This window comes from Thalassospira tepidiphila MCCC 1A03514 (genome assembly GCF_001662875.1).
In the GTDB taxonomy this organism is placed as follows: domain Bacteria; phylum Pseudomonadota; class Alphaproteobacteria; order Rhodospirillales; family Thalassospiraceae; genus Thalassospira; species Thalassospira tepidiphila.
This window is the reverse complement of sequence record NZ_JPVZ01000002.1, coordinates 96627-109253: the sequence shown is the minus strand read 5'-3', so window position 1 is coordinate 109253 and position 12627 is coordinate 96627. Positions and strand designations below refer to the sequence as shown.

12 protein-coding genes are annotated in these 12627 nt (G+C 54.0%); 8 read left to right on the top strand and 4 right to left on the bottom strand.

What is annotated here, in order from left to right:
- Nucleotides 1-24: 24 nt before the first annotated feature.
- Nucleotides 25-834 (bottom strand): alpha/beta hydrolase, encoded by an 810-nt coding sequence (locus TH4_RS04475; protein WP_064780097.1) that lies wholly within the window; start codon nucleotides 832-834, stop codon nucleotides 25-27.
- Between the two features lie 39 nt (nucleotides 835-873).
- Between TH4_RS04475 and TH4_RS04470 the strand changes: the two genes are divergently transcribed.
- The 4 genes from TH4_RS04470 (at nucleotide 874) to TH4_RS04455 (ending at nucleotide 4332) form a co-directional block, all read left to right on the top strand.
- Nucleotides 874-2106, top strand: coding sequence for a glycosyltransferase family 4 protein (locus TH4_RS04470; RefSeq protein WP_245227736.1), 1233 nt, complete (start codon nucleotides 874-876; stop codon nucleotides 2104-2106).
- Nucleotides 2103-3137 (top strand): glycosyltransferase family 9 protein, encoded by a 1035-nt coding sequence (locus tag TH4_RS04465; protein ID WP_083996973.1) that lies wholly within the window; start codon nucleotides 2103-2105, stop codon nucleotides 3135-3137. Before TH4_RS04470 ends, TH4_RS04465 begins: the two co-directional genes overlap by 4 nt.
- A gap of 223 nt (nucleotides 3138-3360) precedes the next feature.
- Nucleotides 3361-3876, top strand: a complete 516-nt coding sequence (gene infC, locus TH4_RS04460) for a translation initiation factor IF-3 (RefSeq protein ID WP_008888578.1) — start codon at nucleotides 3361-3363, stop codon at nucleotides 3874-3876.
- Between the two features lie 51 nt (nucleotides 3877-3927).
- Nucleotides 3928-4332 (top strand): response regulator, encoded by a 405-nt coding sequence (locus TH4_RS04455; RefSeq protein WP_064780096.1) that lies wholly within the window; start codon nucleotides 3928-3930, stop codon nucleotides 4330-4332.
- A 63-nt stretch (nucleotides 4333-4395) separates the two neighbouring features.
- Here the strand turns inward: TH4_RS04455 and TH4_RS04450 are convergent, their stop codons facing one another.
- Complete coding sequence (locus TH4_RS04450) at nucleotides 4396-5346, bottom strand: AEC family transporter (RefSeq protein ID WP_064780095.1); 951 nt, start codon at nucleotides 5344-5346, stop codon at nucleotides 4396-4398.
- A 253-nt stretch (nucleotides 5347-5599) separates the two neighbouring features.
- Here TH4_RS04450 and rpmI point away from each other — a divergent pair, with 253 nt between their 5' ends.
- The 4 genes from rpmI (at nucleotide 5600) to pheT (ending at nucleotide 9769) form a co-directional block, all read left to right on the top strand.
- Nucleotides 5600-5797, top strand: coding sequence for a 50S ribosomal protein L35 (gene rpmI, locus TH4_RS04440; protein ID WP_008888575.1), 198 nt, complete (start codon nucleotides 5600-5602; stop codon nucleotides 5795-5797).
- 17 nt (nucleotides 5798-5814) lie between these two features.
- Entirely contained in the window at nucleotides 5815-6171 is a 357-nt protein-coding gene (gene rplT, locus TH4_RS04435) for a 50S ribosomal protein L20 (RefSeq protein WP_008888574.1), read from the top strand.
- A gap of 114 nt (nucleotides 6172-6285) precedes the next feature.
- Nucleotides 6286-7356, top strand: coding sequence for a phenylalanine--tRNA ligase subunit alpha (pheS, locus tag TH4_RS04430; protein WP_064780093.1), 1071 nt, complete (start codon nucleotides 6286-6288; stop codon nucleotides 7354-7356).
- A gap of 4 nt (nucleotides 7357-7360) precedes the next feature.
- Complete coding sequence (gene pheT, locus TH4_RS04425; protein WP_064780092.1) at nucleotides 7361-9769, top strand: phenylalanine--tRNA ligase subunit beta; 2409 nt, start codon at nucleotides 7361-7363, stop codon at nucleotides 9767-9769.
- 79 nt (nucleotides 9770-9848) lie between these two features.
- On the opposite strand, the gene TH4_RS04420 is transcribed toward pheT, so the two are convergent.
- Complete coding sequence (locus tag TH4_RS04420) at nucleotides 9849-10322, bottom strand: hypothetical protein (protein WP_064780091.1); 474 nt, start codon at nucleotides 10320-10322, stop codon at nucleotides 9849-9851.
- 100 nt (nucleotides 10323-10422) lie between these two features.
- A complete protein-coding gene (locus tag TH4_RS04415) occupies nucleotides 10423-12498 on the bottom strand; it encodes a sensor histidine kinase (protein ID WP_064780090.1) in 2076 nt (691 codons plus the stop codon).
- Nucleotides 12499-12627: the final 129 nt, after the last annotated feature.

The following is a 12627-nucleotide window of genomic DNA, read 5'->3' as shown; positions in this document are numbered from 1 at the left end:
AAGTAATTTATGCGAGATAGCGCATTATCCCGTCGTCTTTGCGATCACTTCGTCGATATGTTTGGTGATCACGTCAAGCTGATCTGGCTCCGAAAGGCGGTGATCACCGGTCTTGATCAAATCTACACGGACATCCTCAGATACCAGCGCCTCGGTCAGGCGGATCGCTGTCTGCCACGGTACATCCGGGTCCTGCATGCCCTGAACCAGCCGGACCGGGCATTTCAGATTAATCCGCTTGCGCAATAAAAGCTGATTGCGGCCATCCTCAATCAGATCGCGGGTGATCGTGTATGGATCATCGCCATATTCGGTCGGCTCGATCAGCGCGCCTTTATCCATAATGGTCTTTTTCTGTTCTTCGCTGAACTGCGCCCACATCAGGTCTTCGGTGAAGTCGGGGGCAGCAGCAATGCCAACCAACCCGGCAATGCGTTCCGGTCGGGCGAGGGCTGCGAGAAGCATGATCCAGCCGCCCATCGAAGAGCCGACAAGAATCTGCGGGCCAGAGGTGATTTCATCAAGAACTGCAATGGCATCACGTGCCCACTGACCGATGGTGCCGTCGGCAAATTTGCCTGACGATTGTCCGTGACCAGTGTAATCAAAGCGGGTATAAGCCACCCCCTGCCGAATGCAGTGCGCCTCAAGGTGGGTTGCCTTGGTGCCGGTCATGTCTGACATGAACCCGCCGAGAAACATTACACCGGGTGTATTGTGCACCTGTACGTCAGATGGCTTGCCCGGCACGTGATGGTATGCGATTTTTAAGCCATCTGGACGGTTGAGATATTCGGGCTTTGCAGGCTGTGGCGTTGGCAAGTCATGGGTCATCCGGGGCAATTGTCCTTGGGTGTTGGTGGTTGGAGTTGCATGAGCGCGTCAGAAGTAATGACAGAAACAGTCTATCGATCAGAGCCCCAAGCGCAAGGCGGGGACTATCGGCCTGCCGTTATTTTACAGGTGCTTCCCGAACTTGATGCCGGTGGTGTGGAGCGCGGAACAGTTGATATCGCGCGCGCAATTGTCGATGGCGGAGGCAAGGCGCTTGTCGCATCCCAGGGCGGTCGGCTCGAACGTGAACTTGATCGGTTTGGTGCCAAGCACATCACCCTGCCGCTTAAATCAAAAAATATTCTGACCATGCGCAAGAATATCGATGCGTTGGTCAAGCTGATCCGCGAAGAGGGTGTTGATATCATTCATGCCCGTTCGCGCGCCCCGGCCTGGAGTGCCTATTTTGCGGCGCGCAAGACCGGCATTCCGTTTGTGACGACCTTCCACGGCACCTATTCCGGATACAACAACCCGTTTAAGCGCCGCTATAACGCGATCATGACCATGGGTGATCAGGTGATCGCGATTTCCAAGCACATCGCCAATCACATCAACAAATATTACAAGGTCGATCCGGATCGTCTCAATATCGTCCCGCGTGGGACGAATGTTGATTTGTTCAATCCGGAAAATGTCAGTCAGGAACGCCTGATTGCGCTTTCCAACCAATGGCGTTTGAATGGTGAGGAATATGTCATCATGTTGCCGGGGCGTATCACGCGCTGGAAGGGGCATGGTTTCCTGATAAAGGCACTGCCGGCCGTTCTTGAGGCACTTGGACACCGGAAGGTTCGCTGTTTGATTGTTGGATCCGATCAGGGCCGCACAGGCTATCGCGAAGAGGTCTTGCAGATCACGCATAAGCTGGGTCTTGAGGATGTTGTGCACATTGTAGACCACTGCAACGATATGCCAGCAGCATACATGCTTGCTGATGTCGTGGCCTGTCCGTCAACTCAGCCGGAGGCTTTTGGTCGTATCCCCTCTGAAGCGCAGGCAATGGGGCGGCCAGTTGTTTCTACGGCGCATGGCGGGGCGATGGAAACTGTACTGCCCGGCGAAACTGGTTGGCTCGTAAGTCCAGGCAAGGTTGATCAACTGTCCCGTGCTTTGGTTCAGGTTCTTAGCCTGACACCTGAAAAGCGCGCCAAGTTGGCGATAAAGGGACGGGATCATGTGATTGCAGAATTCTCTTTGGAACAAATGGCTGAGCGGACACTAAATGTCTATGCCAAGACGCTGAAACGGGTCATCGGGAACGCCGCATGACCGACAATAAAACCGAAAGCATGTCCGTGAATCCTGATGATTTCTGGGTTGATGAACAGCCTGTGGAAGGGACGGAAGAGTCCAAGCGCAAACGCATACTTGTCATCAAACTTTCTGCGCTTGGCGACGTTGTCTTGGCGATGGGTCCGTTTGCGGCCATCCGTGCCGCCCATCCAGATGCGCATATCACGGTGCTGACCACGCGGCCTTATGTTGATCTGATGAAGTCCAGTGGCTTTTTTGACTCAATTGCCATCGACCGTCGCCCGAAGCTGAGCCAGTTGCGCGAAGTCTTGGCACTGCGCCGGTTTTTGCGGAACGGTAATTTTGATCGGGTTTATGATCTGCAGACCTCGGATCGGTCCGGATTTTACTACAAGCTGTTTTGGCCGGGACCCAAGCCGGAATGGTCAGGGATTGCGCGTGGGTGCTCTCATCCACATGCCAATTCTGAGCGCTCAAATATGCATACGATTGATCGACATGCGGACCAGCTTGCTGATGCCGGTATCAAGGATGTTCCAGCACCATACATTTCGGGGCCCGATATAGACCTAGACCGCTTTGGCATTCGAAGCCCGTTTGTCCTGATCTGTCCAGGTGGTGCACCGCATCGCCCGGCAAAACGCTGGCCGGCTGAGCGGTTCGGTCTTCTTGCCAAGAAACTGGCAGACTATAGGTTGACCCCGGTTCTGATCGGAACCAATAGCGAAGCAGATGTTCTGAACCGGATTGATCAGATGTGCCCGAAGGCACGCAATCTGATGGGTCGTACCGGGTTTCTTGATATTGCATCGCTTGCAGCGCGTTCGGTTTTGGCGATTGGCAATGATACAGGGCCAATGCATATCGCCGCCGCTGCTGGAGCACCATCAGTTGTATTGTTTTCGCGTGACTCAGATCCGAAACTCAGTGCGCCGCGCGGTCATGGGCCGAATGCAGTCAGTATTGTACGCGAGAGTGATCTGCGCCAACTCACCGTTAACCGGGTGATGGAAGTCATTCGCGAACGTCTCGATTTGACAGACTAAAAATTCAGGTTTCAGTGTAATTTGGCGATCTCGGACAAAGGCGCGGAAAATGGCGCTTTGAGGGCGCTGTAATTGCCTAAAATCATTGCTTTCTGAACGCACGTGGATATGCTAGGTCAGGTTTCAAGGAAAACATCCCTGAACGTCCTTGCGTGTTTTTCTGTTTCTAACCGATTTGTTTGATGACCATAGGAGATTATCCATAGCACGACCACGCAAACCGATGCAGCCGACCAAGGAAGGTCCGCGCGTCAATGAGGATATCAAAGCCCGTTCCATCTGTGTTGTTGACTCTGAAGGCAACATGTCCGACCCGATGACGGTGCGTGAAGGCATTGAAATGGCAGCGGAAGCTGGACTTGATCTTGTCGAAGTCGCTCCGAATGCCGAGCCGCCAGTTTGCAAGCTGATTGATTACGGCAAGTTCAAATACGAACAAAGCAAGAAGCAAAACGAGGCCAAAAAGAAACAGAAGGTTATCGAGGTCAAGGAGATCAAACTCCGTCCGAACATCGATATCCATGACTACAACGTCAAACTGCGTGCTGCGCAGAAGTTTCTTGGCGGTGGAGACAAGGTGAAAGTCACGTTGCGTTTCCGCGGACGTGAGATGGCTCACCAGGACCTCGGTCTTGGCATGCTCCAGCGTTTTTCGGGGGACCTTGAGGACCTCGCAAAACCGGAGATGATGCCAAAGATGGAAGGCCGTGTTATGATTATGGTACTGGCGCCGCGTTAAGACGCGGCGTTTTGCCTTTTACCCCAAGGTTCAAGCCAAAGAGGGAATGCCATGCCAGTCGGAAATGATCTTTTGATCGTGGGCGTCGATGATGACCCCAAAAGTCTGGTTCTTCTGAAACGAATCGTCGAAAGCGGCGGGTTCACGTTTCAGGGTGTTTCCTCTGGCAAGGATCTTCTTAAACTTCTCATGACCAAACGTCCGCGCATCATCCTGATGGATATCATGATGCCTGACATGAACGGGTTCGAGACCGCGATCAATGTCCGGACCCAGTTTCCCGATCTGGCCTGCGCAATCATTTATGTCACGGCGCGTCAGGGGGAAGAAGACCTGCGGGGTGGTGTTGCCGCCGGCGGCAATGATTTCGTGTTGAAACCGATCAATCGCGAAAAACTGATGAGCCGAATCGAAAAATGGATCGGTAGGGCACACACTATCAAGACCGCTATCTGACCGTTGCCTGAAGCCCATGATGTTTTCGGCCATTCTTGCTGATCTCAGGCTGCTCCGGCCCTTTTAATGGCCAAGCCACCCGGCAATCGTCTCAATATAGACCGAGAAGATGGAAAAGCTGACCACGCCAAGTGCGGTGGTCACCAGCACGATCGACGAACTGCGCACGATATAGCGGTCATAGGTCGTTGCTATCACGAACACATTTCCCGCTGTCGGAAGAGCTGCCAGTAACAAGACGGCCTTTGTTTCAAGCCCGCTTGCCGAGCCAACAATCCAAAACCCGATAAATACTGCAATGGGGTGCACAATCAGTTTGGCAACCGACATGGTGGCAAGTTCGGCGCGCTTTTCGGCAATCGGTCGCCCAACCAGCGCAACGCCAATGGCAAACAATGCCGCCGGGCCTGCACTTTGCCCCAACAAGTCCAGCAAGTAGTCAACGCCGTCGGGCCAATCCAGATCAAGCAAGCTTGCAAGCACACCGATGATAATTGCAAGCACAACAGGGTTCGTCAGGGTACCTCTTATGATCTTGCCTGTCGGTTGGCTGCCCTTGGCGTGCTTTGTCCCTTCCAGCAACAAAAGCGAGAGCGGCAACATCACAATCAAATCAACTGCAAGTGCGACAATCAGCGGCACAGTCGCCAGTGGGCCAAGTAACCCGATGATCAGCGGAAGCCCCATGAAGCCGACATTGCCCATGGTTCCGGCAAAGGAAAACAGCGTCTGGCTGGCTGGATCAAGATGGAACACGCGTGAGGCGATGATCCGCGAAATGCCATAAACCACCAGAGTACCACCGCCGTAGGCGACGATGATGTCAGGCTGCCAAATCTCTGACGGGCTTCGGGTTGCAAGTGCCTTGAACAACAGGGCGGGCAGCGCAAAATAGAACACAAACCCGTTGATGCCGCGCATCCCGTCGGGTGATACGATCTTGAACTTGCCGCCAATCCAGCCAAGGCCGATCAGTGCAAAGAATGGCAAAATGATTGATGTGATTTGCGACATGTGATCAGTCAGATGGCAAAATGCGCGATGATGGATTGGGTCTGAAAAAGTGGTGCCTGCGCACAATGGCGGCTCAATGTCCCAAAAAGCAAGGGGAAAGGGCTGAATTGGCCCTTGAAAAAGGTAAAGTCGGAGTCTATAACCACCCGTCCCCAAAACAGGTGGTGAGGCTGGAAGGTTTATATAGATCCTTCAGGGCATGCCCAGCCGCCGTAGGGGATTTCGTTTTCATTGCTTTTGCAAGGATAGAAAAATGCCCAAGATGAAGACCAAAGCGAGTGCGAAAAAACGCTTTCGCCTGACCGCCAGCGGAAAAGTCCGTCACAACGTGGCAAACAAGCGCCACCTTCTGACTGCGAAACCGACCAAGATGAAGCGCCAGGCACGTGGCACGGAGATTCTCTGTGACGCAGATGCCCGCATCGTCAAAAAATTCCTGCCGTACGGTTAAGGTTGAAGGAGAGTTAAATGGCTCGTGTAAAAGGGGGCGTGTCTTCACACGCTCGTCACCGCAAGGTTATTAAGGCTGCCAAGGGTTACCGCGGTCGCCGCAACAATACTTTCCGCACCGCCGTTCAGGCTGTGGAAAAAGGTCTGCAGTATGCATACCGCGATCGTCGCGTTAAGAAACGCCAGTTCCGCTCGCTCTGGATTCAGCGTATCAACGCTGGCGCACGTGAGAACGGTCTGAGCTATTCCCAGTTCATGAATGGCCTGAAAAAGGCTGGTGTTGAACTGGACCGTAAGGTTCTTGCCGACATCGCAGTGCGTGAGCCGGAAGCTTTCAAAGCTCTGGTCACCCAGGCGCAGGCTGCACTGGACTGATAAACCTTTGTAAAAAGGTTTCATCGGCACTTGCCTGATTTGATCAGGGGCGGCCATATTGGCCGTCCCTTTTCTTTTTGTGATTTTTAAACCCAAGCCAAAGCGTCGGAAGTTATGGAAAACATCGAAGCATTGCGCGAAGAGGTTCTGGCGGAAGTCGAAAAGGCAGCGGATCTTACCGCGCTTGAAGACGTCCGCATCAGCGCCCTTGGCAAGAAAGGCCGCATTACCGGCCTGATGAAAAACCTTGGCAAGATGGACCCTGACCAGCGTCGTGAATTTGGTCAGACACTTAATGCTGTCAAGGACCAGGTCGCTGGCGCAATCGAAACCCGTAAAACTGCCCTTGAAGATGCCGCCCTCGAGGCGCGTCTGTCGGGCGAGCGGATTGACGTCACCCTGTCCTCGCGTCCGGATGAAACCGCGGGCCGCATTCACCCGATCAGCCAGACGATTGATGAAATCGTCTCGATCTTTGGCGAAATGGGCTTTGCCCTGGCCGAAGGCCCGGATGTTGAAGACGACTTCCATAACTTTACCGCACTGAACATTCCGTCGGAACACCCCGCGCGTGAAATGCAGGACACCTTCTATCTGCCCGAACAGGAAGATGGATCGCGCCTTGTGCTGCGTACCCATACCTCGCCGGTGCAGATCCGGACCATGCAGTCCAAAACTCCGCCGATCCGCATCATTGCGCCGGGTCGCACCTATCGCTCTGACAGCGATATGACCCATACGCCGATGTTCCATCAGGTCGAAGGTCTGGTGATCGACAAGAAAACCCATATGGGTCACCTCAAGGGTTGCCTGCTTGAGTTCGTCAAAACCTATTTCGAACTTGATGATGTGCCGGTGCGCTATCGCCCAAGCTTCTTCCCGTTCACCGAGCCGAGTGCCGAAATGGATATCGGTTGTTCGCGCAAGGGTGGGGAGCTCAAGATTGGTGAAGGCGACGACTGGCTGGAGATTCTGGGCTGCGGCATGGTTCATCCGCGCGTGCTGAGCGCCTGTGGTCTTGATCCGGAAGAATATCAGGGCTTTGCCTTTGGTATGGGGATCGAACGTATCGCCATGCTGAAATACGGCATTCCCGATCTTCGCACCTTCTTCGATACCGATCTGCGCTGGCTGAAACATTATGGTTTCGTGCCGCTGGATGTACCGAACATGGTAAGGGGCTGAGATTATGAAATTCACACTGAATTGGCTGAAACAGCACCTTGATACCGATGCGTCGATTGAGGTGGTTGCAGAAAAACTGACCGATATCGGTCTTGAAATCGAAGGCGTGACCGACCGCGCGGCAGCCCTTGCCGACATCCGTGTCGCCCACATTGAAGAAGCCGGACAACATCCGGATGCTGACCGCCTGAAGCTTTGCCGCGTTAATACCGGCGACAAAATCATTCAGGTCGTTTGTGGTGCGCCGAATGCCCGTACCGGCATCAAGGTTGCCCTGGCGCAGCCGGGTGCGATCATTCCGATTGATGGCTCAAAACTGAAGCCGGGCAAAATCCGTGGTGTTGAAAGCCAGGGCATGATGTGCTCCACCCGCGAGCTTTGCCTTGGTGAAGACCATGACGGCATCATCGAACTGCCTGAAGATGCCGAAATCGGTGCACCGGTTGCGTCTGTCCTTGGTGCGGATGATCCGATCCTTGAAATCGGCCTGACGCCGAACCGCCCGGATTGTACCGGTGTTCGCGGGATCGCCCGCGATCTGGCGGCTGCGGGCATCGGAACGCTTAAGGCCGATCCGCGCCAAGAGCCGGTTACTGGTGCGTTTGACAGCCCGATTGGCGTTACGATTAGCGGCGATATTGCTGCCAACAATGCAGTTCCGGCCTTCTATGGCCGTTACATCCGTGGTGTGAAAAACGCCGAAAGCCCGGAATGGCTGAAAGCCCGTCTGGAAGCCATTGGGCTGCGTCCGATTTCCACTCTGGTGGATATCACCAACCTTGTTACTCATGACCTTGGTCGCCCGCTGCATGTGTTTGATGCCGACAAACTGTCGGGCGACATCAACGTGCGTTATGCGACCAATGGCGAAAAGATCGCAGCCCTTGATAACAAGGAATACGCGCTTTCCGACTCCATGGTGGTTATTGCCGATCAGGCAAAGGCACTGGGCATTGGTGGCATCATCGGTGGTGAAGAAACTGGCTGCCTTGAAGAAACGACCAATGTGTTTGTCGAATGCGCACTGTTTGATCCGATCAGCATTGCCAAGACCGGTCGTAAGCTTCAGATCAATTCCGATGCGCGCTATCGGTTTGAGCGTGGCGTTGATCCGCAGTCGGTTGCCTGGGGCATGGAAGTTGCCACTCATCTGATCACCGAGATCTGCGGGGGTGAAGTATCCCATGTCGTTAAGGCTGGCGAAGTACCAAATCCGCGTAACGCCTTTGATCTGCGCATTGATCGTATTCGTGAGCTGGGCGGCGTTGCCGTTGAAGCAGATCGTGCGATTGAAATCCTGAAATCGCTGGGCTTTGAGGTTAGCGGTTCTGCACCTGTCGTTACCGCCGTCGCACCGACCTGGCGTCCGGACATCATCGGTGAAGCCGATCTGGTCGAGGAAGTCTTGCGCATTGTCGGGTATGACAAAATCCCGACCGTCCCGCTGGAGCGTGAAACCAGCTTGCCGATTCCGGCCTTATCGCCGTTCCAGAAACGCGTTGGCCTGACCCGCCGCGTTCTGGCATCGCGCGGTCTTTATGAAACCGTGACCTGGTCATTTACCGACTCGCGTTGGGCCAAGCTGTTTGGTGAACTCAAAGACGGTCTGTATCTGGCGAACCCGATCAGTTCTGACCTTGATATCATGCGTCCGAACGCCCTGATCAACATGATTGCGGCGGCCGGTCGTAACCAAGCCCGTGGTTTTTCCGATCTGGCACTGTTTGAAGTGGGTCCGGAATTCTTTGGCGATCAGCCGGGCGATCAGCGTCTGGTGGCCGCAGGCTTGCGTTCCGGTGCAAAAACCCCGCGCAGCTGGACCGGTTCACGCCGAGATGTCGACGTCTTTGACGTTAAGGCCGATGCCGAAGCCCTGATCGAAGCACTGGGTACCAATGCCGCCAATGTTCAGGTCAATACCGACGGTGCACGGGAATGGTATCACCCGGGCCGTTCGGCAGCCCTGCAGCTGGGTCCGAAAAATGTTCTGGGCTATTTCGGCGAATTGCATCCGAAGGTGCTTAAGGCACTTGGCGTCAAAGGTCGTGTTGTGGCGTTTGAACTGTTTGTTGAAAACGTACCGATGCCCAAGAAAAAGGGCACGGCCCGTCCGGCTTTGAACGCTTCAAGCTTCCAGTCGGTCGAACGCGACTTTGCCTTCCTGCTTGATGAAGCTGTGAAGGCAGAGGCGATCATCAAGGCCGCCAAAGGTGCCGATCGCAATCTGATCACGGATGTGACGATCTTTGACCTTTATGCTGGCAAGGGGATTGAGGATGGCAAGAAATCACTCGCCTTCTCGATCACGCTGCAGCCGACCAAGGCAACCCTGACCGAAGAAGAAATCGAAGCGGTCTGCAAAAAGGTTGTCGAAGCGGTTGAGAAAGCCACGGGTGGCTCTTTGCGCGCCTGATCTTTCGCCAAAGATACGAATAAAAACGGGCTGCTCCAATGTTGGGCAGCCCGTTTTGTTTGTGGACCATCGGTCAAATTTACCGACCGGGGCGTTTGCGCAGGATGGCGTATTCGTCCTCATCCAGATCAAGCGCGATCAGATCCGGCCCATTGGTAAAGACATGCCATTCCATATCGGTGTCGTCGCATTCGATGGTCAGCTGATCGACCATGCTGTTCCATTCGCAACGTTCACGATCATCATCGGCTTCCAGTCGACCTGTACCATCGTCATAAAGATGCATGACCAGAAGCTGCTCGTCCTCGTCAATTGAATAGACGGCATATGTTTCGTTTGCAAAACGGTAATTGATTTCTGCACCATCCAGCCGGCGCCAGCCCCGCGGCAGCGGCTCTCCCGGTTCATGTTCGGCAAAATAATAAGCCAGTTTCTGCATGTGGCTGTCATTCATGGTGCGCATGTCCGACCCACATGCGTTGAGCGCCAAAAGAGCCAGCATCACCGGAACAGATTTGAATACAGGGCGGAACAGGATCATGGTCTTGAACATCTAACGCTCCATAACAGGCACAGGGCAGCTTTTACCTGTCTGCCGGTCTAACCCTCAGTCTCAAGCAATATGCTTGCCATGCTGCCATGTGCTGAGACGTTCAAGGATTGTTTTGCCCAATGCGTGATGCCTCGGCGTGGTAAACCCGAAGCGTAAAGATGATGGTCGTGCCCGGGTCACTGAGCGGCCGGCTGGTATCAAGCCAGATACGGCCGCCATGCTGTTCAACGATCTTGCGGCACAGAGAAAGGCCAAGTCCCGTTCCGGAAAACTCGTCCTTATGCAGGCGCTGAAACAGGCGGAAAATCCGTTGTGCATGCTCGGGGTGAATGCCAATGCCGTTATCGCGGACTGAAAAACGCCAATAGTCGCGCATCACCGGGTCGGGTTCGACCGTAATGGATATGTGCGGTGATACGCCAGGGCGGCGATACTTGATGGCATTGGATAAAAGGTTCTGGAACAGCCGCGACAGGGCAATCCGGTCACCTTTGACGGTCGGGAGATCGTCATGCGTGATGGTGGCGTGTTCACGGCCAATCACGTCCTTGAGGTCCGCTTGCGCCTCGTTTAGCACCTGATTGCAGTCAATTGGTGCGAAATCTTCGCGGGTTCCGGTCTTGGCATATTCAAGCAGGTGGCTGATCAGCTTGTGCATGCGCTTGGCACCATCGACGGCAAAGTCGATATATTCGTCGGCTTCCTGATCAAGGCTGCCACTGTAACGCTGCTTGAGAAGTTGCGTATAGCTGGCAACCATGCGCAGCGGCTGCTGCAGATCGTGGGACGCCACATAGGCAAATTGTTCGAGGTCTTCGTTGCTGCGTTTGAGCTGATCAAGTGTATCGCGCAGCTTGTTGGCATTTTCGACAAACTCCGTCACATCCCGCGCACTGCAAAAGATCATCTCGTCAAATGGACCCACGCAATGCCACGCCAGCCAGCGAACATTGCCCTTGCGGTCGAGTACGCGCAGGATTGATTTGCCATCACTGATAGTCGCAGTGCCGTTTTTCTGGCGCATGGCCGTCATCGCGGTTTGTTGGTCCTCGGGAACAAACAGCATAAAGAAAGGTTTGTTGACGATGTCATGCACCGGCAACCCCATCAGCTCTTCAAGGGCGGGGCTAAACCCCTTAAGGATGCCATCCTGATTGACCACAATGGCTGGTTCCGGTGTATGACGCAGGTAGGTTTCAAACGGATGGCAGAGCTCCTGTTGAGCAGCAGTTTCCAGAAGCAAAACCGAAATAAATTCCCGATTGTCCTCGCTATAGCGATGCGCCATCAGATAGAAACGCTGCATCTGGTTTTTGGCAGTGCGAATATCGACCATGGTGCCAATCCGGGCATCTTGCCAGACATTGTCAATCAGCGGTCCGCGAAGCTTTGTGCGGGATTCCGGTGACAACCGATCAAGAAAATCCGTCATGGTTGGTTCGATGTTTTCGGCTGTCGGACCAAGGATTTCCGGCCAGTTCAGTTGTGCCGTCAGTTTTCCGTCGGTGGTCTCCGCCGGCCAGCTGATCACGGCACAGCCACATTCCGCCAAGGTATTTTCCGTATCGCTGAAATGTTCGGCAAGATTGGCAGCACGCATGTGCTGCCGTTTGAGGCGATGCCACAACCAGACCGCCAGGCCACAAAGAATGGTCATCGCCATGACAAACATCAGCGCGTGCAGGATAAAAGCATCGCGCCAGTTATTCAAAAGCGCGCTGCGCGGCGTATAGGCGACCACGATCCGGTTGATTTGTGGCAGTTTGCTATAGGCCAGAACCATGACTTCGCTGCTGTGAACACAGACCAGGGAATCGCGATCAGTTTGTTGGGTGCTGATATAGTCGCCCAGATCGCCGATCAGATGCGGCGGGATAAAGCCCTTGATCTGATTAAGCTGGTTATCAAGCAGACCAACGGTAATATCGGAATTGTCCGCCACGATCTTTTGCAGGTCGACATCATTATGAAGCAACAACATCGATCCCAACCGAAAGGCGGTTGCTTCAAGTTGGGCACTGGCGTGCTCGACCGCGCTGTCATAAAGCGTTTTCTGAATGAAGAAGAAGGAAAACAGCAGGACAAACACACCCGTCAGCGTCAAGGCGGCAAGCCGTTTGCGCAACTTGACAAGACTGCGCCGGGACAGGGATGGCTCGATTGACATTATGAACATGTTATTGGCGTGCCCCTGCCAGACAGAGTTATGGTTTCCTCAACCTTGAAATTTAAGACCTTTTCGCGCGGTTGAAAAGGATGCAAACAAATGAATGTAAGCGTTAAAGGCCTGTTTTGTGATGCACCC